We start from the raw sequence: 24,697 nt of genomic DNA, 5'->3' as shown, positions 1-24,697 counted from the left end.
ACAAAAAAGTGTGGTCAGGCTTTCACACTCGCTTTTTTTATGTGGCATTTATTTTAGCAGCTGCTTTTGTTTAAAAGTAATTTTATTCCTTAAAAAAGCTACTGAAACTTGTAAGGCATAAAAAAGAGCTCAAACAATTGCTCAATCCTTAACGCGCAGAACAACACAAAAAAGGAAGTTTTTAAAATTAATTTCGTAAGAATGTTAGCCTTTTTTGATTTTTAAAGTTGGTAGAGTTTCATTTATGATAAATGGGAAAGTATTTTAAAACGTATTAAGTTTGTTTATCTTTTTTTAGATGTAATATTTGGTAGATCTGTAATAATTAGTTTTTGTTTATCAGAGCTCACTAGTTCGGCTATTTTAGAATAAGAATATCCCTCTATAGGTACTTTTAAACTTCTCCATTTTGCAATTCCGGCAACGGTTATTTCTTCGCCAATTTCTATAACTCCTTCTGAATAGCGCAAGGTTTTATTAAAACCAAAAAAGCCTTCGCTTTTAATATTATACCGTTTCAAGAGCGCTAAAACTTTAGAATTTGGATCGTTAAAAGTCCCAGAGGAATCTTTTTTATCAACCACTAAATAATTCATATAATTTTTAGGTTTTTGAGTAGGTCTTAGCATCACATAATCGCCATTTTTTTCTAAAAAAAAGTCTTGAATTTTTTCATCATGAACCAACGTTTTCCAATACCTATTTTTTCCAGAACTCTTTTTTTGTTCAATTTTTAGTACAAAAAAAATACATTTTCTTTTGCTAAAAGGAGCAATTAAGGGTTCTTTAATATGCAGTGCTTTTCCGGAAACTTTGTTAAATTCATTTGTTTTTAAACTACCAATTTGTTTCATGGGTAATTTAGAAAGTGTTCTAATAATTTTTTGTTTTGTATTAAAAAAAAAGACAAGAAATATTATTAAAGCTACAACAGCAATAAACACAATAGGTATTATAAAAGAAGTACTAGTAGAAATTATAAGCATTCATAAAAGTTTTGGTTATGTACTATGTTTTTTTTCAAATTAAGATTCTTTTTTAATTAATAAAAACACTTCATTTTCTAGAGGCAAATATCCTTCGTCATAGATATAAAAATAGGTATTTCCTGTTTTGGTTGTATAAATAGACGTAAAAAACTGAAAGTCGAAACCTTTATCATACAACTTGGTTCTGGTTACTTTTGTTTTACCAGAAGTATTTAATTCTGATAAAATTTTATAGTTTTTTCTAAGACGATTATTGATGTTTCTAATAAGGTTTTTACTGTCTTTATTTACACGATTGTTGTATGCATTTCTACAATAATCAGAACAGAATTTTTTATCAATTCTACCTTTTACAACTTCATCACACTCTAAACATTTTCTAGTTTCCATGCTGTAAATATAGTAAAAATATCCGTTTACAAACGACTACAAACAATTACAACCGAAAGTAATTGTTTTGTAACCGAATAAAATTAGGGTTGTATCGCAACTTTGCAGAGTCAATAACAAATTGATAAAAACAAATTATAAACTTGCACTGAGCATAGACGAGGTGTTTAAAAACTTATCTTATGAATACGTTAAGAAACAAAGTACAGTTAATTGGTAGATTGGGTCAAGAACCAGAAATAGTAACTTTCCAGGATGGAAATAAAATGGCAAAATTTTCTTTAGCCACAGACGATAGTTATAAAGACAAAGCGGGCAACAAAATTGAGCGTGCCTATTGGCACAACATTGTTATAAAAGGTGGCTTGGTAAATGTAGTAGAAAACTATGTAAAAAAAGGACATGAAATTGCCGTGGAAGGAAAATTAACCAATAGGTCTTATGAAACCAAAGAAGGTGAAAAAAGATATGTAACAGAAATTTTTGTGCATGAATTGCTAATGTTGGGAAATAAGTAGCAGATAAATTACTTGATCAAAAAAGAGCATCGATAGACGCTCTTTTTTTTTAGCTTAAAACTATACTTCGTCACTAAAACTTGTTTGCTGACGAAATATAGTTTTTTGTATATTTGCAATAAATAAGAATACAATTAGCACAACAAAACTATATATAGACACTTTTAAAAGTAAGTTTAAGGATATTGAATCTATATCTGTAAGCGATATATTTTCCTTTTATAAGAAGTACAATAGCAAGGTTAAAAAGACAACTATTAATTGGCGTATTTACAAATTGGTTGATAACGGAATTATACAAAGAATAGGAAGAGGAAAATATAAGCTTGGAAAACAAAAAGAGTTTAAACCACTAGTGTCTGAAGAAACTCAAAGTTTATTTTTGAAACTAACACAAGAGTTTCCATTTTTAGACATTTCAATTTGGTCTACTAAATGGATTGCACAGTGGATGCTACATATACCTAATAACTATGAAACGATTATAGAAGTAGAAAAAGGTTCTGAAGAAAACGTTTTTTATTTTCTTTCAGATATTCGAGACAATGTTTTCTTAAACCCATCAAAAGATATTTTAGATAAATATGCAAACAGAAATGAAAGCATAGTTATCTTAAAGAACTTAATAACAGATGCACCTCTTCAAGATATACAACAAGTTAAGATTCCGAGTATAGAAAAAATATTGGTAGACCTTATTATAGATGCCGAACTTTATGCAGCGTATCAAGGTCGTGATCTTGATAGTATTATTGAGAATGCGTTTCAATACAATACGATTAAAAAAGATACTTTACTTCGCTATGCTGATAGAAGAAGAAAGAAGCCATATATCAAAGCAAGAATCTATAAAAAGATAATGAATGATTTTACCTGAAAGCCTACATACTGATTGGATTAATTCAAATAGAAATAGATTCCATGCTGACCCAATAATTATAGAAAAAGTAATTAGAGCATTAGTTTTGTTAGAAGCCTTACAATCTGTAAACCTTAATTTCATTTTCAAAGGAGGTACATCATTAATGCTAATGATACAAGAGGCGAGAAGGTTTTCAATTGATATAGATATTATCATTGAAAATAAAGAGCAAGATATTGAAGCTTTACTAGAAACAGTAGTGTCATCTACCGACTTTATAAAATGGGAAGAAAAAATAAGAAAGCCAATATCAGGTATAGAAAAACGACACTTCAAATTATTTTACACTCCCCAAACAAAACAAGATGGAGATATAAATAATATTTTGCTAGATATTGTTTTTGAAGATAATCCCTATGTAGAAACACAAGAAACAGCAGTTTCTCATTTTCTTTTATCAGAAAAAGGAGAGCCAATAACAGTTATAACTCCAACACTCGAAGCCATTCTTGGAGATAAATTAACCGCTTATGGACCCAATACTACTGGAGTTCCATTAAACAAACCAAAGGAAGTTTTAAAACAAATTTATGATGTCGCAAGTATTTTTGATAGAATACCATCACTTAATGGTATTCGAGAAAACTTTATAAAAGTAGCACATGGAGAGCTTATTTATAAAGGGTTAGATCCTGATAATTTTCAAGTGATAATAGATGACATTATTAATAGTTCTTATAATTTCTGCACAAATGGAAAGATTGATAAAAATACGTTTAAGATAATGCAGTCTGGAGTTAGTAATTTAACTGGTTTTATTTATGGTGAAAAATTTCGAGAACCTCAAGCACAAATTGCTGTAGCAAAAGCATCTTATATAGCAAAACAGATTGAGCGAAATAACACTAAAATTGAAAGATTTGATAAATCTGTTGATATGAAATCGTGGATAATAAAAGACCATAATTATTCATTTCTTAATAGATTAAAGAAACATAATTTAGAAGCATTTCATTATTGGTACAAAACGCTTCAAGAAGTTTGAATTTTGAACAACTTAAAATAATATTGAAAGATAAAAATGTTGCAGATTTAAAAACAAATCTTTACAACGTTTATAATAAAGTGCCTGAAGCAAAAGACTTTATTAATGTTTTTGTTCCTTTCGAAAAGAAAGTTATGAAACAAAATATTGACCATTTATTTAAACGTTACAAAAAACAATTTAACGAATATCTATGCCTAATATACTTGAAACTAACACAAAAGAAGAAGAGGCTTTTAAACTTTTAGAGCGTATCAGAAAAAAAGATATTAGCGTGCAATTCACTATAGATTGTGAATTGCTATTTGTGGAATATTGCAAAGAATTTATATTAACCTACGGTTATTTTTTCAGTTTTTGATAAGAATAATAGTTTTGATAGATTGTTTCCTAATCAAGATTTTTTATCAGGGAAAGGCTTGGGAAATCTTATAGCTCTTCCCTTTCAAGGAAATGCATTACAAAAAGGCAATTCGTGTTTTATTAATAACGAAATATTTATTCCGTTTAAAAATCAATGGAAATTTTTAAAAGAGATTAAAAGAGTTTCAACGAACCATTTAGATGAAATTTTAAAATCACTTGGAGAAGAATTTCAGAAAAAAATAGCAAGCGAAGATTCTAGTAGTAAAGTTTTTAATACAGAAAATTAGTTATAAAACTAAACAATAGTATTGTTATAAATCGTAACGGATTAACAACTCCAGTTATTGATTTTTTAAAAGAGCATCTTAATTTTTATAATTCCGATTTTTTTGTAAAAAAGAAATCAGGAAGTACTTGGCAAACCAATCGTTTCTTTAAAATGATTGATGAAACTGAAAATACGTTGGAGATACCAAAAGGTTTTATAGGTAAGTTAATACAGTTTTTCGGAGAAGTTATTGATATTAAGGATATTTCAGGTCTTTTTTTAGTGTATCCTTTTGCTTTTAAAGGAAAACTAATTCAATATATTGGACGCGTCCAACGCTCAGAATTGACTCCCATCATTTATGATTATCGAGATAAACAAATCTCATATCTCAACAAGCTATTTTTAAAACGAAATACATATTATCGAAATTTAGATAGACAAGCAACGCTATTCGATGATTTAAACGAAACTACTGAACTTAACTCAAAAAAATCGTCGGGATATCGATAAGATTATAAAAGTACCAATTAATGATGTAGATTTTCATTATGGAATGATTTGCTTTTCATACAAGGTATCACCCCAAACATCACTTCAATTTGAAATCGAAAATGAAGAAATACAACCAGAGTTTGAGGTCTTGAAACCTTATTTTTCAAAAATATTGAATTCTAAATTTATTACTGTTCATATTCAAGTTGGTTTTGAAGGTACTATAATAGCTTCTCAATTAGCTATCTCAAAAGATATTGACGCTATCAATAAAGAGACAATAGATAGTGTAAAGTTTAATTTCGTTGAGGATCACTTTATGAAAAGTGGGAAATATAAAAAAGAAGAAGAATTAGAAGAAACCTCTAAGAAGATTGGTGCTTTCTTTAATTTTGAAGAAAATTTAATAGAGACTCTTTTAAATAATAGTAAGTATGTTCATCACAAACAACTTCTATACTTGGCAAAACAACATAACTATAAAATATTAAAAATGAGGTTTGTTTTATATCCATTTTCATTTGTTTTCTTGCTTGAAGGACAACAAAAATATCACATCGTTTTAGAGACATTAGATACTAAAGAAGCTACATATATTTGGCATCTTTCTAAAGAAAATCTTCAATTAAAGGAGGAGTTAGAGCATATTAATCAAAAATTGAATTGGATTCGAAATAATGGTCGTCAATCTTTTTTGGAAACTAAAAACGAAAATTTCAGTAAAGTTCTTCACGATTATAGCGAAGACCAAAAGGGGTTTTATAAATGGAAAAATGCTTTGGAAGAAAGGTTATTTTAAATTAATAGTTGTAGATAGACATGTTTTATTTTTTAAGTAACTTATTATAAAAAAAACAAATACAAACGATTACAAATGATTAAATCGCAAAGTTTTTCTTTGTAATTCATTGAACTACTTTATAATTTGATTACGGAAATGTATATATTTTCTTTATTTACCTAAGTATTTTTTTAAAAGGTAATTTACCTCGTTTTAGAGGTTTGCACAACCTAATTATGAAAGGTGGCTTGGTAAATTTAGTAGAAAACTATGTAAAAAAAGGGCATGAAATTGCCGTTGAAGGAAAATTAACCAATAGGTCTTATGAAACCAAAGAAGGCGAAAAACGATATGTAACAGAAATTTTAGTACATGAATTGCTGATGTTGGGAAATAAACAATAGAAAAATTGTCAAAAATAGTAGCAACCAAAGAAGGATTAACCACAAGTTAGTCCTTCTTTTTTTTATAGAACTTAATTTTTGCTGCTTAAGTGTTTTGATAATTTATTATATTTGAGATACTTATGCATAGAATGTAGTGCTGTTTTTCAAAAATAATTAAGAATATAAAACCAAACGTATTTTCTTAATACAAGCTTTTTTATGTAATAAGTGCTATCTAAACAAATAAAAATTCTACTATTATGAAAAAGTCGTACATAGATTTGCATTGCCATCCATCCTTAAAACCTTTTGGAAAAAGTTTTAAACGGATAAATACCACAAGAATAAACAGCAGTAATACTTCTGATGAAAATAGTATTTGGTGTATACAAAGACCAAAACTTTTTAGAAAAATTTTAAATGTTTTTTTACGGTTAACAAAATGGCGACAGTCAGATTTTTCTAGTGTTTTAAACGGAGAAACAAAGGTAATTCTGGTTTCATTGTATCCTATGGAAAAAGGAATGGTTGTTCATGAAAATAGTAATAATGTGCAACTTGCTGGCAGATTGTTAAGAAATTTAGCATCAGGTGTAAGCATGAGACGTATTCGTCATTTGCAAAAAATGAAAGATTATTTTGAAGATTTAGAAAGCGAATATCATTTTTATAAGCAACTACACAATACAGAGGTAACTATAAATGGCGTAACAAAAAAATACCAACTTGTAAAGTCTGTTGCCGAAATAGATTACACGGCAGAAAATATACTTTATGTAATTTTAACAATTGAAGGAGCACATGTATTTAATTGTGGACTTAAACTTGCAGGCAAACCAAATGCTGATGAGGAAGAAGTTTTAAAAAACCTAAAAAAAGTAAAAGATTGGGATTTTAGACCTTTTTTCATAGGTATTTCTCATCATTTTGATAATGAACTGTTTGGATTTGCAGAAAGTTTTTCTGGCATAGTGAGCGCGTTAATCTGTCAAAATCCGGATGATAACCAAGGAATTACGGAATTAGGCGAAAAAGTGATTTTAGAATTGTTAAAAAACGACAACGGAAAAAGGATTTTAATCGATTTAAAACACATGAATCCAAAATCTAGATATGATTATTACGCACTTTTAGAAAAAAATTACCCTGATGAAAATATACCAATAATTGTAAGCCACGGAGCGTTAAATGGTAAACTGCATTATATTACCCACAATAACGTTTGGAAACCAGGATTTAACCCAGCCACCATTAATTTTTATTTTGATGAAATTCAAAGAATAGAAAGTTCTAAAGGTATTTTTGGAATTCAACTAGATGAAAGACGCATTTTTGATAGTAAAACCAAAGGTGAAATTTTTAGAGATGCAAAAAAGAATATGAATAAATTTGGTCGTCCTTTGATAAGAAAAAATACGTATTTTATTTGGAGACAAATTGAGCATATTGCAATTTATTTGGATGTTTTAAATAGAAATGCCTGGAATATTCAAGCATTAGGAACAGATTTTGATGGTATTATTGATCCTTTAAATGGTTTGTGGACTGTTAAAGAATTAGATCTTTTGGCAGATTATTTAGTACCACATGCCCAAGATTTTTTAATTAGTGAAAGAGGTCAAAAATTAAAACAGCACAATCAATTAGATGCAGAAACTATTATTGAAAAATTTTTATTTGAAAATGCAAAATTATTTTTAGAGACGCATTTTTAACTGTGTATTATAAAACCTAAGAATTCTCATTTATAATTTTTTTACCCGTCATTTCATCAACAATTATTCTAAACACTATAGGAAAACTTTGACCTTTTTTTAAGTGAGAAAAATCTCTGATACAATGCGTATTTCTATGTTCTTTTTTTAAAATAAGGGCTTTAATTCCTGCTGAGAACAGGTGTAAATTTTTCTTTGCCTCAGAACCAGATAACTCGTCATAAACGCCGTGAACTAGAACCGAATTGCAGATTTCACCATTTTCTTTTTCTGAAACTAAAAGAGAAACTTTTCTATAATTTCTCATAGATTTTATTTTATGACCAACTTCAGAATATCCAATAATAGAATTTTCATTGTCAAAAAAATAAGTCATTGGCACAACAAAAGGTCTATCAATATAAATATATCCTAATTGACCTACGTAGTTATTAAATATATCCTAATTGACCTACGTAGTTATTTGCTAATAGATTTCTACATTCAATATCGTTTAAATTAGTTATCATGATAGTAGTTTTAAGTAAAAAAGAGCAACTAAGGTATTTATAATGAGGTAGATAAAATATGATATAAATCAGTTTAGCATGTGCTTTTATTCATTTTCGTAAAAGTTAAGCTTGTTTTGCAAGTTGTTTATTTCTTTTTTTAAAGATTCTACTTGGTTTAATAAGTTGTAAATTACATCAACCCCTTCTAAATTTATGTTTAAATCATAATGTAAACGAATCATTTTTTCTACTTCTGTTATTTGAGTAATTTTAATATAATGATCATCATTTTCTACAATAACCTCAATTAATTCATACTCTTTTAATTGGTTCATAAAAGTTGTAGGAATGCTATAATGTTCACAAAATTGCTGAATTGATATTAAATTTTGAGTTTCCATATTTAGCGTAGTTTTTGTAATTCTTTAATTAATGCTATTTCTTTTTCGTTTAATTTAGTAGGTATTTTAAGTTGAAAGGTGATGTATAAATCTCCAAACTCACTATCTTTTCTATATTTAGGAAATCCTTTTCCTTTTAGTTTTACTTGGGCTCCGTTTTCTGTTTCTGGCTTAATGGTTAGTTTTACTTTTCCATCAAAAGTATCTACCATTAATTGTCCGCCTAATAGTGCAGTATATAAGTCTAAATCAACATCTATGTAGAGGTTGTCTTTGTCTCGTTTAAATTTTGTGTTATTTACAATAGAAAACTGAATGTATAAATCGCCATTAGGGCCACCGTTTACACCTGTACCTCCGTGTCCTTTTATTTTAATAATTTGTCCGTTTTCTACCCCAGCAGGAATTGTAATTCTAATGTTTTTGCCGTTAACCGTAATTACTTGTTTCTGAGTTTTGTAAACATCTTTTAATTGTAATTGAATTTCAGAGTTATAATCTTGTCCTCTAAATTTGGCATTTGTTCTTCCGCCAGAAGAAGTACCGCCGCCAAACATGTCTCCAAAAATATCAGAAAAATCTTCTTGAGTATACCCACCTTGACTGCTTTGAGACCTTTTTTGATGCGCTTTTTGTCTTTGTTTTTCTTGTTCGTAAGCCTCTCCGTTTTGCCAATGTTCTCCGTATTTATCGTATTTCTTACGATTTTTTGGGTTGCTTAAAACTTCATTAGCTTCATTAATATCTTTAAAGTTTTTTTCCGCAGTTTTATCATTCGGATTTACATCTGGATGATATTTTCTAGCCATTTTTCTGTAGGCTTTTTTAATATCAGCTTCAGAAGCACTTTTAGTAATTCCTAATATTTTGTAATAATCTACAAAGGCCATTTGCTTGATTTTTATGATTATAGAGCAATACTAAAGGTACTACAATAAAAGTAAAAATAGAATGAGAATTGTTAGTTCTTTAAACTGATAACTAATTATTTAACCATTTTAGCATTGTAATTATTTTAGCTGTTTTTTAAAAAAAATAAATAAAACCAAAAAGAGGTACAACCTTGTGTTTTTTGTACAGACTATGTTGTTTTTTTTAAGTCAATATCTAGTCTTGCAACCAACATTAATTCAGATTTATTGATATCTGCTACAGAAGCAGCTATTTTAGTTGCTGTTTTTATTATTAGGCTTTTAATAGTTGGTGTAAATAAAGAAAGGTGTTCTTCTTTAAACTCAATAAACTGGTTGTAGCAAGTTTCAGAATCAGAAAAGCCTTCATTATTTAACCAATCAAAAACTGTTTCTATTTGGTATGCAGCATCTGAGTGAAAATCATCATCAACAGAATCTACTTGAGTCCATTTATTTTTTACAATTTCTTTTAAAACATTAAATTCTACTTCTTCTACAACATTGTCTGCAGCAGCAATTGCGTAAAATAATTTACCAAGATTTTCATAAAAAGAAATAATAGTGTTTTGTGAAGGTTTCATAATATATAAGTTTATGAATTTGTATAAAATTATAGTATTATCTACAATTATATTATGATATTAGTCAGTATTAGGTGGTAATTCAAACAAAAATGTAGTATTTTTATTCCTTGTTTAATTTGATTATTTATGGCTAAAATGCTAAGTAAAGAGAAAGATATTTTTAATGTACTTTTTGAAGCTGTTTCTGAAGGAGTTGTAGTTGTTAATGAACAACAAAATATTGTTTCTGTAAATTCTTCTATAGATAAAATGTTTGGGTATAATCCTGAAGAACTTGTAAATAAGCCGCTGAATGTTTTAATACCTAGTACTTATCATGCTGGTCATGGGGCTCATTTTAAGGGGTTTATGAAGAACAAGGAAAAAAGACAGATGGGGAATGGACGTGAGTTGTATGGCGCTAGAAAAAACGGAGATGTGTTTCCGTTAGAAGCGGGTTTAAACCCATTTAAAATTTATGGAGAAACTTTTGTAATGGCTTTAGTTGTAGATATTTCTGTTAGAAAACAACAAGAAGAAGAAATAAATAAATTAAATGAAGGGTTAGAAAAAAAGGTTCAGGAAAGAACAAAAGAATTAAGCACAACTGTAAATGAACTAAAGGTTGTAAATCTTGAGTTAGATTCGGAAAATCATAAAAGGATACAGGCTGAAAATAAAATTAAGGATGCCTTAAAAAAAGAAAAGGAACTAAATGAATTAAAGACAAAATTTTTATCTTTAGTTTCTCATGAGTTTAAAACGCCTTTAAGTGGTATTTTAACATCAACCATGTTGTTAGGCAAATATAAATTAGCAGAACAACAAGAAAAAAGAGACAAGCATTTAGAAATAATTACCAATAAAGTTCATTATTTAAACAACATTTTAAATGATTTTTTATCCGTAGAAAAATTAGAAACTGGTAAAATAAATTACAAATTTCATACTTTTAAATTAAGTAAGGTTGTAGATGAGGTAATTTATAATGCAAATATGCTTTTAAAAGGTGGACAAAAAATTAATTATCCAGAAAATATAGATGATATTTCTTTAACGCAAGATGAAAAAACTGTAGAGTTGGCATTGTCTAATTTACTAAACAATGCTATAAAATATTCGCCAGAAAACACAGATATTAACATTCATATTCAGCAAGATAAAACGCACACTTTTATTAAAGTTAAAGATAACGGTATTGGAATTCCGAAAGCAGATCAGAAAAATATATTTAATCGTTATTTTAGAGCAGAAAATGCATTATTAACCGAAGGAACAGGAATTGGTTTGAACATTATTAAAAGTCATTTAAAAAATTTAGGAGGAACCATTTCTTTTAAGAGTAAAGAGGGTGTTGGTTCTACTTTTACAATGAAGATTATTAACAAAGCAAAATGAGAAAAATACTATTAATAGAAGATGATGAAGTTTTAAGAGAAAACACATCAGAGCTTTTAGAATTATCAAATTACCAAGTTGTAAACGCTTCTAATGGTAAAATAGGTGTAGTAATGGCAAAAGAAATACTACCAGATATTATTGTTTGTGATATAATGATGCCAGAACTAGATGGTTATGGCGTGTTAGATGCTTTAAGAAAAAACGAAAATACACTGCACATACCTTTTATATTTTTATCTGCAAAAACAGAAAGAAAAGATGTTAGAAAAGGAATGGATTTAGGTGCAGACGACTATTTAACTAAGCCTTTTAGTGAAGATGAGCTTATAAGTGCTATAGAAAGTAGGTTGGCAAAAGCAGCAATCTTAAAAGATATTAGAGAACAAAAAGTAGAAAAAGTAACACCTAAAGAAGAAATAAGAAATCTTAATGATTTAAAAAATTATTTTGAAGACAACGGCGAAACCTTTGTTTTTGCTAAAGATTCAGTAATTTATGAAGAAGGTAATAACTCTAATTATATTTATTTAATAAATAGAGGTCTTATAAAATGTCAGAAATTAGATGAACAAGGAAAACAACTTACAACCGCCTTATATAAAGAAGATGATTTGTTTGGATATACATCTTTTTCTCAGAATTTAGCCTATCAAGAATCTGCAACGGCAATTAAAAAAACGGAATTAGTAGGTCTTTCTAAAAAAGCGTTAACAAGTGTTTTAAATAAAAACCATAAAGTAACTTTAGAGTTAATAGAATTGCTAACCGAAGATTTATCGGTTGTAAAAGACCAACTTTTACAAATGGCCTACAGTTCTGTAAGTAAAAAAACAGCAATGACCATTTTACTATTCGCAGAAAAATTAAATAAAAAACCAAAAGACCAAATAAAAATTTCTAGAAACGATTTAGCAAGTGTTGCCGGTATTGCAACAGAATCCTTAATTAGAACAATGTCTAACTTTAAAAAACAGGGTTTAATAGAAATTGAAGGCAGAACTATTAGAATTTTAAATTTAGAGAAGTTAAAGGAAATCTGCTAAAATAGGTGTTATTAAAGTCTTTATGACCAATATCATTTTTTTAAAAACACTGTAACGATAAATTTGTCTTACACTAAGATGAATTATTATGAAAAATATTTTATTACCTACAGATTTTTCAGACAATTCTTGGAATGCAATTGAATATGCTTTAAGTTTTTATAAAGATTTAGCGTGCAATTTTTATTTGTTACACGTTAATAAAATAAATAACGATGTAATAGATAATTATGGCAACTTTAATAGCCAAGAAATACTTGTAGATACTAATATAAAAAGCTCAAAAAAGCAATTAAAAGAGCTTCAACAAAAAATAGCATTAAGCTTATTTAAAAATAAAAAGCATAAAATTTATACCTTAACAGAGACTAACTTTTTTATTGAGTCTATAAGACAAAACATAAAAGAAAAAAAAGTAGATGTAATTGTGATGGGTACAAAAGGCGCTAATGGTTTTGGTACATTTATAACCGGCAGCAATACCGGTGATGTTATTACAAAAGTAAAGTGTACAACGTTAGTGGTACCCGAAAATGCAAAATTTAAGAAAATAGAAGAGATTGCTTTACCAACAGATTTTTCACTATCTAATGATTTACATTTATTACAGCCCGTGATAGAAATTTTAGAAAAAAAAAACGCTGCATTAAGGATTTTAAATATTAGTAAAAAAATATCCGCTTTAAATGAAGATCAACAAAAAAGTAAAGAGTTATTAGAAGATTACTTTTATAATTATAAACACAGTTTTCATTTTTTAACAAATAAAAAAGTAGAAGATGCGGTACAGTGCTTTGTAAATAGTAGAGATATAGATATGATTGCAATGGTTGCAAAAAATCTTAATTACTTTGAACAAATCTTATTTCATAATAAAATAGAAGAAATAAGTTATCATACAGACATTCCTTTTTTAGTGCTTCATGAATAAAACATAAGTTAAGTATACTTCATTTTTTTTTTTTATTGCAAAGTTTTGTGGATGTAGTTTATTGAATTGTTTATCATCAATAGATTAGGAAATATATTACAAAAATAGTGGTAGTAAAAAGACTTACATAATGATTTAAGAAATGTTATTTTGGAATTTTAAAAATAGACTTCTCTTAGAATTAAAAAAGGCTGTTCAACATAAATTTATATGAACAGCCTTTTTAGTAAATTTCCTTTTTCTAATTCTTTATAAATTTTTTGGTTGAGGTTTTGTTGTTTTTACTGATGACTTGCAACAAATAAATTCCTTTAAAAAAATGACTCACATCTATCTTATCTGATTTACTTTCTAGAATTTTTTGTCCTTGTAAATTGTAAATAATTACTTTTTTTACTTCAGAATTTATGCTGATATTTAAGATTGATGCAACTGGATTTGGATAAATAGAAAATTTATTTTCTACTAAAACATTATCTGCACTTAAAGTACTATCAAACTCATAAGCACCTCTATCTACCGTTGTATTTAAAATACGTTCACTTCCTAATAAATCTGTAGTTATTCCTGCTGGAATTAGACTGTTATCTCCAGAATCAATTGCTGGGGAACCCGTAGTTAAATTAAAACTCATGTTTAAATTAGGGTTAGTAGAGCTTGTTGCTGTAGTGCCTGTGATTAAAGAAAGGTTATCTTCGTCTGTATTATTTTTTACAATTCTATCTGCACTTGTGGATCCAAATCTTGTTGCGTCTCCAGACCTACCTATTGCTTTTGCAAGTACAGCTCCATTTTGTGTGTTATCCCAAAAGATATTATTAGCAACTACTATATTTCCCCAAGTTCCATCATTTCTTGATATATCTACAACTGGATAATCTGTATTTGATGTTGAAGTTCCATTATTTGTATTATTCACAAATGTATTGTTAACCACTTGGGCATTAAGTTTTACATCAGTAAAATAAGCTCTTAAACGTATGGCTGCAGCACCAGAACCCTTTCTGTTTTTAGAAGCATCATCCTCAGTTTTGTTAGATTTAAATAATGTGTTTGTTATTGTAATATTCATAGTAGCTACAGAACCAGAACGGTGGTAATCAATTCCTGCTGCTGAATTTGCTAAATTGTTTTCAATAATACAAGCATCAATTATCATGTTAGAATTAGCAGCTGTAGTTGTTAATGCTAAACCTGCTCCACTTAATGCAGTATTGTTCTTTATAATACAGTTTTTTATAGTAAAGTTAGATAAGACGGTTGCTTTAAAAACACCTCCTCCAAAACGATTATCACCACTTGTAGCATCGGCATTTCCATCTTGAACAGTAAGATCATTTAGGTAAACATTTTCAGTTAAAACCTCTACAACGTGGAAACTATTATCATCTCGTGTAGTGTTATTAAAAGATATTGTTGGGTTATCATCACCTAATAAATCACCACTTAAAATAGTTTCGTTTGTTGTGTGAATTAAACTCATATCTCTATCAGACAAAGTAGTTTCTGTTCCTGTAAAACCACCATATAGTACTGTGTTTACCATAAAACTAATATTTCTATCGGTAGGATGAGGTTTATAAGTTCCTTTAGCTACCCAAACTTGGTCTGATAAATTAGCAGTATTTAAAGCATCATGTAAACTTACAAAAGCATCTGTCCAACTAGTTCCATCGTTATTTCCAGTTGCAGTTGCATCCACGTAAATCAAATCAGGAGTGGGCACATTATTGTAAATCTCTTGCACTTCTGCCGCTGTAATAGCTCTATCAAAAATCTCAATATCATCAATATTACTAAAATAGCCTTGAGAACCAGATAATGGCGAAATTCTAAAAGTAGCGTTAGAAGTTATAAAATTACTATTATTATTAGAATCTACATCATTTGATAAGATTGAATGTAAAACACCATCAATATAGACACTGTTATCATAACCATTAGAATTTTGTTTAATTGTAAAAACAACCTGGTGCCAATCTCCATTATAAATAGTTAAACCAGCTTGAGAGCTTTGGTTATCAACTCCATTATTTTTAAATCTTGCAATTAACGTGTTACTGGGTCCGGTTCTCATAGAAAAACCATCTCCAGAAGTATCAAATACATCAAAAATACGTTGGTTACCAGAAGTAGGAGCAGAACCTTGTACCCAAAAACTGATACTAATTTCATTGTTTGTGCCAGTAAAATTATATCCATTTCTAGAAATTGCATTCGATCTAATCGCTGCATTTATCGCACCAAATCTGTCTACTTTTAATAAATTTGATGGGACTGCACCACCTGTTAAATCTCCAACACCAGGATTTGCTAGGTTAGTTAAATCGCCATTTGTAAATCGATATTCTGCAATTTGGTCTATTGGTAATTGCGCAAATGAGAAACAACTCACAAGAAGTAATAATTTAAGTACATTTGTTTTCATAATTTTTTTATTTATTGTTTATGAAACAAATATGCTTTCTTATTTACTATAATTTGAATACAAATTTCTGAAACCAAGGTTTGAACTTTTAAAGCGCTTTTTTATATATTTTGAACAATAATTAAGAATTCACCTTATTTGTCATTAGAATTAGAAACTTATCATCACCCTAATTGGTTGGTTTTTCTTGTTTATTGGATTGTTGTTATTCATTTATCCGAAACCAACAAAAAACAGGCTAAAATTTGTACAAGTATTATATTCTTTGATAAATAGGATTATATTTATTAAATATGCACTATATTATTAAAGTAATTAAATTAAAAATATTTCCTCTAGATAGTTTCTTGAGGTTTGTGCAGAAATTATTATTCTTGTAACCTTGCTTATGCTAGGCAAGAATGTGGATATAAAATAACTTAAAACAATATAAAGATGAAAATTAATATTCAATTTGTAAACATGTCTACAAGTGAAACGATGGAAGCTTACACTGAAAAAAAGCTTGCTAGTTTGGCTCAAAAATTCGAAAAAATTATCAATGTTAACGTGTTTTTTAAAATAGAAAATAATTCTAAAGATAAAGGAAAGATTTGTGAAATGGAATTAAGTGTTCCTGGACCAAGAATTTTTGCTTCTTCTAATGAAAAAAATTACGAACTTGCTGTTAAAAAAACCATATCTGATTTAATTGTTCAATTAAAAAAGCGAAAAGAAACTACAAAACCTTATTAAGTAATAAGTTTTAAAGCGCTTTCTTAGAAAGCGCTTTTTTTTTGGCTGATATTTATCATAGTTTTATTGTGTGTATTAAACTAACTTTAAAAAAGTTAGCTTAATAAGTTGTGCCATGAAAAATGCAAGAATTTTGCTGGCCTGTTATAAAAAACTTGTTTTTAAGGAATAGCTTTGGAATTAAAAAGAAGGATAAAATTCTAATTTTTAGACTTGAAGAGTTATAAGATACTTTTATAAAAACGATAACGCTGTTCAAAAAAATCAATAGTATAAACAGACAATCTAGCAAAATTTTGGGGTAAAGACTACTTCACATCTTACTAATTTAATTCTATTATTTATTGGTTTTCAAGATGAATGAAAAAGACATACATATCATAAAATATTCTGGAGAAAAGGTAAAATTTTCTATTCCTAAACTATATGCTTCCTTAAAAAAAACGGGTGCAGAAGAAGCTGTTATACATCAGATTATAGATAAAGTTAGAGATGAATTATACCAAGGAATTTCAACAAAAGAAATTTATAACAGAGCGTTTGCATTGCTTAAAAAAAATGAAAGTCATTTTGCTTCAAAATATAAATTAAAAAAAGCAATTTATGAATTAGGACCAACAGGCTTTCCGTTTGAAAGGTTTGTTGCTGCTATTTTACAACATTCTGGCTATAGCGTACAAGTGGGTAAAATTTTGAACGGAAAATGTGTAAAACATGAAATTGACGTTTTAGCAACAAAAAACAATGAAACTACTATTGTAGAATGTAAATTTCATGGAGAACAAGGATTAAACTGCAATGTAAAAGTACCATTATACATTAACTCGCGGTATTTAGATGTCAAAGAACATTGGAATAAAAACACTAAAATTGAATCTACATTAACCGAAGGTTGGGTTGTAACAAACACCAGGTTTACAGAAGACGCCATAAAATACGGCAATTGTTGTGGTTTGCATTTATTAAGTTGGAATTATCCCAAAGAAAATGGCTTAAAAGATAAAATAGATTATTTAGGATTGTATCCCATAACAGTATCCACATTACTTACCAAAAGAGAAAAACAATTTTTATTAAATAGAACTGTTGTTTTGTGCAAAGATTTAGTAAACGATTCTTTTTATTTAGATCATTTAGGTATTTCTATCAACAGAAAAAAAAGAATTTTAAATGAAATGAAGCAATTGTTTAACAGTAAAAATCACTAAAAGATGAACTATTTTGTGAACGTTAAATTTTTAGGAGCTGCTAAAACGGTAACTGGCTCAAAATTTCTTATTGAAACTTCAGAAAAAACCATATTAATAGATTGTGGTATGTTTCAAGGTTTAAAAGAATTGAGAGAATTAAATTGGAAAGATTTATCTGTAAATGCCAATAAGATTGATGTAATACTCTTAACACACGGTCATTTAGATCATGTTGGTTATTTACCAAGAATAGTAAAACAAGGTTTTTCTGGAAAAATAATAGGCACGGCACCAACATTAGCAATTGCCGAGATTATTTTAAATGATAGTGCTAAAATTCATGAAGAAGAAGCACAAAAAGCAAATAAAGAAAAGTATTCTTCACATGTGCCTGCATTGCCATTTTACACACTTGAAGATGCCGAAAATACCATTCGTAAATTTGAAGTAGGAATTGTAAATAAATGGATTGATTTATCAGAAAATATGAAATACAGATTTCAATATAACGGTCATATTATTGGTGCAACTTTTATAGAATTAGATATCAAAGGAAAACGTTTTGTGTTTTCTGGTGATATTGGTAGAAGCAACGATTATCTTTTAGAAGAACCAAAAACACCAGAATGGGCAGATTTTTTATTTATTGAAAGTACCTATGGAAATAAATTACATCCGGTAGAAGATATAGAAGAAAAATTAGCCGCTATTATTGTAGATACAATTCAAAAGAAAGGAAATCTAGTCATTCCTAGTTTTGCTGTAGAACGTTTGCAAACATTGATGTACATTTTATGGAAATTATATAAAGAAAATAAAATTCCAAATATTCCAATATTTGTAGATAGCCCAATGGGAAATAGAGTTTTAGATGTTTTTAAACGTTTTCCTAAGTGGCATAAATTACCAATGGAAGAATATAGCGCCATGTGTAATCATATAAATATTATACAATCATATAAAGAAACTTGGGAAACCATAGATGATAAAAGGTCTAAAATAATTATTGCAGGAAGTGGTATGGTAACCGGCGGTAGAGTGTTAACGTATTTGCAACAAATAATAGATGAACCTTCTACAACCGTTTTATTAGTAGGATATCAGGCAGAAGGCACACGTGGTAGACAATTGTTAGAAGGTGCTCATGAAATTCGGTTTTACGGAAAATATTATCCTGTTAAAGCCACTATAAAAACCATAGAAAGTTTGTCTGCACACGCAGATCAGCAAGATTTATTAAACTGGATGAAAAATATTAAAAACGTTCCGGAAAAAGTGTTTTTAATTCATGGAGAACCTACGGCTTTAGACGCTTTTAGAGTAAAAATAAAAGACCAGTATCATTGGAACGTAGTGATTCCAACATTAGACAGTGAAGAAGAAATTATAATTTAATTAGTACGCAATACAATGGAAACCGTGAATAGTTTTAATGATAAAAAATCTATCGAAGAACTACACTATAATTTGTTGCAATCTAAAACTAGGATAGAAGAAGAAATACATTAATTTTTTTTGAAATGCACCCATTTTAAAATTCATTTATTTGAATATTTAAAAAGTGTGTTAAAAGATTAAGTTATTGTAATAAGCTGATATTTATCATTTTAATACACTTTTATTCCCTGTAACTTGATAAGATATTTTTTACCAAATTTAAAATTATTATTATGAAAACAACATATGTAAATACCAATTTTGTAAATGGGTTAAGTGTAGAAGATTTGCATAACGACTCTAAAGAATGGTTATTAGAATTAGAGTTTTTAAATGATGAATATCTTTTTTTCGAAGATTTAATAAAATGGAATACACTTCAATTAATAGACTTTCAATCTTATGCGAAAAGCAAAGATATTATTGAAATTTTAAGTAGTACAAAAAAAACAAATGACCAATTAATTAAATTGGTTAAAAAACACGAAAAAGATCTTGAAGTTTTAGTAGATGAAATTAAAAAACCAACAGTAGAATTGGCGTATAAAAAAGAACATAAAACACTTGTTGTTATGTTTAAAAATCATTTAAAAGAACACAGATTATTAAAGATACATTTATATGATATTTTTAAAAAAATTAAAAAAATAGAAAAACAAAAAAGAATCCTAGCAATTGAGTAATAATCTTATAGACTCTTAAAAAGATTAATACCAATATTAATTTATGGAAAATTAATAGTATTCTGCGCAATCAACAGGATTTAAAAACAATAATTTTATCCTGTGATTGTGCAGATTTACGCATTTTTTAAGAATTGCTTTTCTGACGAAATGAATTTACCTTTCCTATCTTTATTTGAGCATCACGTCCAAAGATAATAGCTCTATTATCAGCTTCGTGCCCAGCAGGAAAATTAAATAAAACAGGAATATTTTCTGGAATAGCGTCTAAAATTAATTGTTCAATAGAGCTGCCCCAAGATGTTGTGTTTTTCTTCACTTTGGTCATGTCTCCAACAATTACAGCTTTTACTTTATTGAAATTTCCAGCTCTTTTTAAGCTTTGTAACATTCTGTCTATGGCATATTTGTATTCACCAATTTCTTCAATAAACAAAATTTTTCCATCTGTATTTATTTGACTTTTAGAACCTAACATAGAAGCTAATAGAGCAAGATTTCCGCCAACAACCTGTCCTTCTATTACTTCAGTTAGTTTTGTAGACGTTTTTCTATTGTATGTAGAAGCAGGAATTGTGTAAGTATTATTTTTGCCAAAAATAGCTTTTTTAAAGCTTGAAATTGTTTCTACAATTTGTTCTGGTTTATCATCTACACTTGTACCCATCATGGCGTGCATGGTTTCTATTCCTAAAGTATGAATATGACTATGAAACGCAGTAATGTCTGAATAGCCAATAATCCATTTAGGGTGTTTTAAAAACGTTGTATAATCTAATTTATCTAAAACCCTTACAGAGCCATAGCCGCCACGTCCAGACCAAATTGCTTTTATATTTGGGTTGTTTAATGCTTTTTGAAAATCTTCTGTTCTCTCATTATCATTACCCGCAAAATGACTGTTTTGATTAAAAATATGCTTTCCTAACATTACTTTTAAACCCCAGCTTTCTGCTAATTCTTTCGCTTTTTGAATGGTTTCTACTCGGTTTTTTAAAATTCCTGCAGGAGCAAGAATTACAATACTATCACCAACTTTTAAATAAGGTGGTGTACTTAATTTTTCATTTTTCTCTTGTGCTTGTACTATTGAAAAACTCATCAATATTAAAATAACTCCTATTTTTTTTTTCATTATTAATATTTTTTATGTGAATCAAGTTCAAAAGAGCTTCTGAAACTTGTTGGTTTTTTATCAGGAATTACCCCAATTAATTGGTGATGTCTTTCTTTTTTAGATTTAAATTCACTCAATCTTATTTTTAAGGTAAACCTACAAAATAATCTTTTATTTCTATATTTCTTATGCTAGTTTTATACGCATTATAAGAAATTCTTACATAAAAAGGATTTATAGAAACCAATTGCAAAACATTTTAAAGAACCAGTTGTAATTTAAAAGTTGCATCAACAAATAAAATTAATTTGCTTTTCATTTTTACTGAATCTCTTTCTGACGGAACAAAAACTGCTGTAAAAACAATAATAATACAGCCATAAATACCATGTTTTTTTCCATGAACAAGCTTTTTATAAATGCTATAAATCTAAAAAAACGTTTACTTTGAATGTATTTATTTTCAATGATTTTTAAAAGACTCTTTTTCGTACTTTTGCACTTCAAAAATCAGTCCAAAATTAATACATAGAACACATGAGTGCTCCTAAAAGATATACAATTACCGCAGCTTTACCTTATACAAACGGACCAATTCATATTGGTCATTTAGCAGGCGTTTACGTACCTGCAGATATTTATGCACGTTATTTACGTTTAACAGGTAATGATGTTGCCTATATTTCTGGTTCAGATGAACATGGTGCTGCCATACCAATGAAGGCCAAAAAAGAAGGTGTTTCTCCTCAAGTAATTATCGATAAATATCACGGAATCATTAAAAAATCTTTTGAAGATTTTGGTATTTCATTTGATAATTATTCGAGAACTTCCTCTAAAATTCATCATGAAACAGCTTCAGATTTTTTTACAAAACTTTATAATGATGGTGAGTTTGTAGAAGAAGTTTCTGCACAATTGTATGATGAAGAAGCAAATCAGTTTTTAGCGGATAGATTTGTTGTTGGAACTTGTCCTAAATGTGGCTTTGAAGAAAGTTATGGTGATCAATGTGAAAACTGCGGAACAAGTCATAATGCAACAGATTTAATAAATCCTAAATCTGCAATTACCGGCAATGTACCCACTGTAAAAGAAACCAAACACTGGTTTTTACCTTTGGATAAACACGAAGCTTTTTTACGTGAGTGGATTTTAGAAGGCCATAAAAAAGATTGGAAACCGAATGTTTACGGACAAGTAAAAAGTTGGGTAGAAGATGGTTTAAGACCAAGAGCCGTAACTAGAGATTTAGACTGGGGAATTCCGGTTCCTTTAAAAGATGCAGAAGGAAAAGTGTTGTATGTATGGTTTGATGCACCAATTGGTTACATTTCATCAACCAAAGAATGGGCAGCTAGAGAAGGAAAAAATTGGGAAGATTATTGGAAAAAAGACGATACTAAAATGGTACATTTTATAGGGAAAGACAACATTGTTTTTCACTGTATTATTTTTCCGGCAATGTTAAAAGCACACGGCGATTATATTTTACCAGACAATGTACCTGCTAATGAATTTTTAAATTTAGAAGGAAATAAGCTATCAACTTCAAAAAACTGGGCAGTTTGGTTGCACGAGTATTTAGAAGAATTTCCAAATCAGCAAGATGTTTTACGTTATACCTTAACTGCAAATGCGCCAGAAAGTAAAGACAATGATTTTACTTGGAAAGATTTTCAGGCAAAAAATAACAATGAATTGGTTGCCATTTTTGGTAACTTTATCAATAGGGTAGTTGTTTTAACCAACAAATATTACGCAGGAATTGTACCTGAACCCAATGATTTTACAGAAGTAGATGAAGATGTTTTAGCTGCTGTAAAAGAGTTTCCGAATATTATTGGTAAATCTATTGAAAGATACAGATTTAGAGAAGCAAGCCAAGAATTAATGAATTTAGCAAGACTTGGTAACAAGTATTTAGCTGATGAAGAACCTTGGAAAGTAATAAAAGTAGATGCAGAGCGCGTGCAAACAATTATGTATGTTGCTTTGCAAATTTCTGCAGCTTTAGCAGTTGTTTCTGAACCGTTTTTACCATTTACTTCTAAGAAACTTAAAAATATATTGAATGTCAGTTCGAGTGATTCGACGCAGGAGAATTGTATCGAGAACACATGGACAGACGTAACAGAAAAAGATGTTTTGCTGCCAGCAGCTCATCAAATAAACAAAGCAGAATTATTATTTTCTAAAATTGAAGATAAAACAATTGATGCTCAGATAGAAAAATTAGAGGCAACTAAAATTGCTAATGAGCAAGAAAATAAAGTGGTAGAACCGCAAAAAGAAACCATAGAATTTGATGATTTTACCAAACTAGATATTAGAATTGGTACTATTTTAGAAGCCGAAAAAGTAGCAAAAACAAAAAAACTTTTAAAACTAAAAGTTGATGTTGGTATTGATGTTAGAACAATTGTTTCTGGTATTGCAGAAAGTTTTTCTCCAGAAGAAATTATTGGGCAACAAGTGTCTGTATTGGTAAATTTAGCGCCAAGAAAAATACGCGGTGTAGAAAGTCAAGGAATGATTTTAATGACAGATACTCCGGATGGAAAGTTAGCGTTTGTAGCACCAGAAAAAGCTGTTAAAAATGGGCAACAAGTGAGTTAGACAATTGTTTAAAAAATACTTAAAAGTAAAAAGCCACAAATTCACGAATTATTTAATTGGGAATTTGTGGCTTTTTTTAGAGGTTAATACCCAAAACCTTTCTGGTCTTTTTTTATTTCTTCTAAAACTTCTTTTAACACTTCTTTTATTTCTGGCGGAATAGAAAGTAATTCTATACTTTCTTTATCAATTAAAGTTAGTGTAGCATAATAATAAACCAAATAGCGTTCTTTTAATTCTTCTCCAAATTTTGGGTTGTTAAAGAGTTTAAAGACCAATTGATTTTGTTTGTGAATTAAAAGTCCTTTTAATAAAAATTCAGAATGTTCCATTCCAAAATCTTGATAGACTTGTGTTACTCTTTTTTCTACATTATTAAAAATTCCATTCGAAATTTCAATGATAATTTCTAATTGAAGCATTGTACTTTCTTTTGTATCATTTTTTTGAATATACTCTTTAATACGTTTTAATGCTTTTTTCTTATCATATTGCTGGTAATGTAAAATAGCTATATTGAATAATGCCTTATTACTTCCATTTTCTATAGCCTTCAGGTAATATTCTTCTGCTTGCTTATATTTCTCTTGATTTTTATATAAAATCGCTAAATTATTTAAAGCCATAACATCTCCTTTTTCAATCACCTTTAGATAATATTCTTCTGCTTGCTCATATTTCTCTTGATTTTGATATAAGATCGCTAAATTATTTAAAGCATCAACATTTCCTTTTTCAATTCCTTTTAGATAATAATCTTCGGCTTGCTCATATTTCTCTTGACTCTTATATAAATTCGCTAAATTAAATAAAGCCTCAACATCTCCTTTTTCAATTGCTTTTAGATAATATTCTTCTGCTTGCTCATATTTCTCTTGATTTTGATATAAGATCGCTAAATTATTTAAAGCATCAACATTTCCTTTTTC

The 24,697-nt window shown here is 28.6% G+C and carries 24 protein-coding genes and 1 pseudogene; 16 read left to right on the top strand and 9 right to left on the bottom strand.

The features are described 5' to 3' along the window. Nucleotides 1-284: 284 nt before the first annotated feature. Nucleotides 285-986 (bottom strand): hypothetical protein, encoded by a 702-nt coding sequence (locus ACSHW5_RS07375; RefSeq protein ID WP_435675471.1) that lies wholly within the window; start codon nucleotides 984-986, stop codon nucleotides 285-287. 39 nt (nucleotides 987-1,025) lie between these two features. Beyond that, nucleotides 1,026-1,379 (bottom strand): hypothetical protein, encoded by a 354-nt coding sequence (locus ACSHW5_RS07370; RefSeq protein ID WP_435675470.1) that lies wholly within the window; start codon nucleotides 1,377-1,379, stop codon nucleotides 1,026-1,028. A 182-nt stretch (nucleotides 1,380-1,561) separates the two neighbouring features. On the opposite strand from ACSHW5_RS07370, the gene ACSHW5_RS07365 reads away from it, so the two are divergent. The 8 genes and pseudogenes from ACSHW5_RS07365 (at nucleotide 1,562) to ACSHW5_RS07330 (ending at nucleotide 7,815) form a co-directional block, all read left to right on the top strand. Next, nucleotides 1,562-1,897 carry a single-stranded DNA-binding protein gene (locus ACSHW5_RS07365; protein WP_435675469.1) on the top strand — a complete coding sequence of 112 codons (336 nt, stop codon included), beginning with the start codon at nucleotides 1,562-1,564 and terminating at the stop codon, nucleotides 1,895-1,897. Between the two features lie 97 nt (nucleotides 1,898-1,994). Beyond that, nucleotides 1,995-2,774, top strand: coding sequence for a DUF6577 family protein (locus ACSHW5_RS07360; protein ID WP_435675532.1), 780 nt, complete (start codon nucleotides 1,995-1,997; stop codon nucleotides 2,772-2,774). Further along, nucleotides 2,761-3,804 carry a nucleotidyl transferase AbiEii/AbiGii toxin family protein gene (locus ACSHW5_RS07355; RefSeq protein ID WP_435675468.1) on the top strand — a complete coding sequence of 348 codons (1,044 nt, stop codon included), beginning with the start codon at nucleotides 2,761-2,763 and terminating at the stop codon, nucleotides 3,802-3,804. The genes ACSHW5_RS07360 and ACSHW5_RS07355 overlap by 14 nt, the downstream gene beginning before the upstream one ends. Nucleotides 3,805-4,148: 344 nt before the next feature. Continuing rightward, entirely contained in the window at nucleotides 4,149-4,457 is a 309-nt protein-coding gene (locus ACSHW5_RS07350) for a TOTE conflict system archaeo-eukaryotic primase domain-containing protein (protein WP_435675531.1), read from the top strand. Nucleotides 4,458-4,609: 152 nt separating this feature from the next. Then, a complete protein-coding gene (locus ACSHW5_RS07345) occupies nucleotides 4,610-4,951 on the top strand; it encodes a hypothetical protein (protein ID WP_435675467.1) in 342 nt (113 codons plus the stop codon). 43 nt (nucleotides 4,952-4,994) lie between these two features. Next, nucleotides 4,995-5,732: a hypothetical protein gene (locus ACSHW5_RS07340; RefSeq protein WP_435675466.1), complete on the top strand. Its 738-nt coding sequence runs from the start codon at nucleotides 4,995-4,997 to the stop codon at nucleotides 5,730-5,732. A 206-nt stretch (nucleotides 5,733-5,938) separates the two neighbouring features. After that, nucleotides 5,939-6,118, top strand: a pseudogene (locus tag ACSHW5_RS07335) (single-stranded DNA-binding protein); the annotation flags it as partial. 242 nt (nucleotides 6,119-6,360) lie between these two features. Continuing rightward, nucleotides 6,361-7,815 carry a membrane dipeptidase gene (locus tag ACSHW5_RS07330; RefSeq protein ID WP_435675465.1) on the top strand — a complete coding sequence of 485 codons (1,455 nt, stop codon included), beginning with the start codon at nucleotides 6,361-6,363 and terminating at the stop codon, nucleotides 7,813-7,815. A gap of 16 nt (nucleotides 7,816-7,831) precedes the next feature. Here the strand turns inward: ACSHW5_RS07330 and ACSHW5_RS07325 are convergent, their stop codons facing one another. The 4 genes from ACSHW5_RS07325 to ACSHW5_RS07310 all read right to left on the bottom strand — a co-directional run bounded on the left by ACSHW5_RS07325 (nucleotide 7,832) and on the right by ACSHW5_RS07310 (nucleotide 10,202). Further along, nucleotides 7,832-8,191 carry a pyridoxamine 5'-phosphate oxidase family protein gene (locus tag ACSHW5_RS07325; protein ID WP_435675464.1) on the bottom strand — a complete coding sequence of 120 codons (360 nt, stop codon included), beginning with the start codon at nucleotides 8,189-8,191 and terminating at the stop codon, nucleotides 7,832-7,834. 219 nt (nucleotides 8,192-8,410) lie between these two features. Then, nucleotides 8,411-8,707, bottom strand: coding sequence for a chaperone modulator CbpM (locus ACSHW5_RS07320; RefSeq protein WP_435675463.1), 297 nt, complete (start codon nucleotides 8,705-8,707; stop codon nucleotides 8,411-8,413). 2 nt (nucleotides 8,708-8,709) lie between these two features. Next, the gene (locus ACSHW5_RS07315; RefSeq protein WP_435675462.1) at nucleotides 8,710-9,597 is read right to left on the bottom strand and encodes a DnaJ C-terminal domain-containing protein; all 888 of its coding nucleotides are present in this window, start codon (nucleotides 9,595-9,597) and stop codon (nucleotides 8,710-8,712) included. A 191-nt stretch (nucleotides 9,598-9,788) separates the two neighbouring features. Further along, nucleotides 9,789-10,202, bottom strand: a complete 414-nt coding sequence (locus ACSHW5_RS07310; RefSeq protein ID WP_435675461.1) for a hypothetical protein — start codon at nucleotides 10,200-10,202, stop codon at nucleotides 9,789-9,791. 138 nt (nucleotides 10,203-10,340) lie between these two features. Here ACSHW5_RS07310 and ACSHW5_RS07305 point away from each other — a divergent pair, with 138 nt between their 5' ends. The 3 genes from ACSHW5_RS07305 to ACSHW5_RS07295 all read left to right on the top strand — a co-directional run bounded on the left by ACSHW5_RS07305 (nucleotide 10,341) and on the right by ACSHW5_RS07295 (nucleotide 13,559). Next, the gene (locus tag ACSHW5_RS07305) at nucleotides 10,341-11,582 is read left to right on the top strand and encodes a PAS domain-containing sensor histidine kinase (protein WP_435675530.1); all 1,242 of its coding nucleotides are present in this window, start codon (nucleotides 10,341-10,343) and stop codon (nucleotides 11,580-11,582) included. Then, nucleotides 11,579-12,628, top strand: a complete 1,050-nt coding sequence (locus ACSHW5_RS07300) for a response regulator (RefSeq protein ID WP_435675460.1) — start codon at nucleotides 11,579-11,581, stop codon at nucleotides 12,626-12,628. Before ACSHW5_RS07305 ends, ACSHW5_RS07300 begins: the two co-directional genes overlap by 4 nt. A gap of 88 nt (nucleotides 12,629-12,716) precedes the next feature. Beyond that, nucleotides 12,717-13,559: a universal stress protein gene (locus ACSHW5_RS07295; protein ID WP_435675459.1), complete on the top strand. Its 843-nt coding sequence runs from the start codon at nucleotides 12,717-12,719 to the stop codon at nucleotides 13,557-13,559. Nucleotides 13,560-13,800: 241 nt separating this feature from the next. Here the strand turns inward: ACSHW5_RS07295 and ACSHW5_RS07290 are convergent, their stop codons facing one another. Next, nucleotides 13,801-15,987 carry a LamG-like jellyroll fold domain-containing protein gene (locus ACSHW5_RS07290; RefSeq protein WP_435675458.1) on the bottom strand — a complete coding sequence of 729 codons (2,187 nt, stop codon included), beginning with the start codon at nucleotides 15,985-15,987 and terminating at the stop codon, nucleotides 13,801-13,803. 435 nt (nucleotides 15,988-16,422) lie between these two features. Between ACSHW5_RS07290 and hpf the strand changes: the two genes are divergently transcribed. The 4 genes from hpf to ACSHW5_RS07270 all read left to right on the top strand — a co-directional run bounded on the left by hpf (nucleotide 16,423) and on the right by ACSHW5_RS07270 (nucleotide 20,032). Further along, a complete protein-coding gene (gene hpf, locus ACSHW5_RS07285) occupies nucleotides 16,423-16,722 on the top strand; it encodes a ribosome hibernation-promoting factor, HPF/YfiA family (RefSeq protein WP_435675457.1) in 300 nt (99 codons plus the stop codon). Between the two features lie 356 nt (nucleotides 16,723-17,078). After that, nucleotides 17,079-17,930 carry an ATP cone domain-containing protein gene (locus ACSHW5_RS07280; RefSeq protein WP_435675456.1) on the top strand — a complete coding sequence of 284 codons (852 nt, stop codon included), beginning with the start codon at nucleotides 17,079-17,081 and terminating at the stop codon, nucleotides 17,928-17,930. Between the two features lie 3 nt (nucleotides 17,931-17,933). After that, nucleotides 17,934-19,307, top strand: a complete 1,374-nt coding sequence (locus ACSHW5_RS07275) for an MBL fold metallo-hydrolase RNA specificity domain-containing protein (RefSeq protein ID WP_435675455.1) — start codon at nucleotides 17,934-17,936, stop codon at nucleotides 19,305-19,307. Between the two features lie 275 nt (nucleotides 19,308-19,582). Beyond that, nucleotides 19,583-20,032, top strand: coding sequence for a hypothetical protein (locus tag ACSHW5_RS07270; RefSeq protein ID WP_435675454.1), 450 nt, complete (start codon nucleotides 19,583-19,585; stop codon nucleotides 20,030-20,032). 127 nt (nucleotides 20,033-20,159) lie between these two features. Here ACSHW5_RS07270 and ACSHW5_RS07265 read toward each other — a convergent pair whose 3' ends face one another. Continuing rightward, nucleotides 20,160-21,167, bottom strand: coding sequence for a S66 peptidase family protein (locus ACSHW5_RS07265; RefSeq protein WP_435675453.1), 1,008 nt, complete (start codon nucleotides 21,165-21,167; stop codon nucleotides 20,160-20,162). 519 nt (nucleotides 21,168-21,686) lie between these two features. Between ACSHW5_RS07265 and metG the strand changes: the two genes are divergently transcribed. Next, nucleotides 21,687-23,768 carry a methionine--tRNA ligase gene (gene metG, locus ACSHW5_RS07260; RefSeq protein WP_435675452.1) on the top strand — a complete coding sequence of 694 codons (2,082 nt, stop codon included), beginning with the start codon at nucleotides 21,687-21,689 and terminating at the stop codon, nucleotides 23,766-23,768. An 83-nt stretch (nucleotides 23,769-23,851) separates the two neighbouring features. On the opposite strand, the gene ACSHW5_RS07255 is transcribed toward metG, so the two are convergent. Further along, on the bottom strand, nucleotides 23,852-24,697 hold an 846-nt coding region (locus ACSHW5_RS07255), incomplete at its 5' end, for a tetratricopeptide repeat protein (RefSeq protein ID WP_435675451.1).

Source organism: Polaribacter sp. (assembly GCF_051251875.1).
Taxonomy (GTDB): Bacteria; Bacteroidota; Bacteroidia; order Flavobacteriales; family Flavobacteriaceae; genus Polaribacter.
This window is presented reverse-complemented; position numbering and strand designations above follow the sequence as displayed.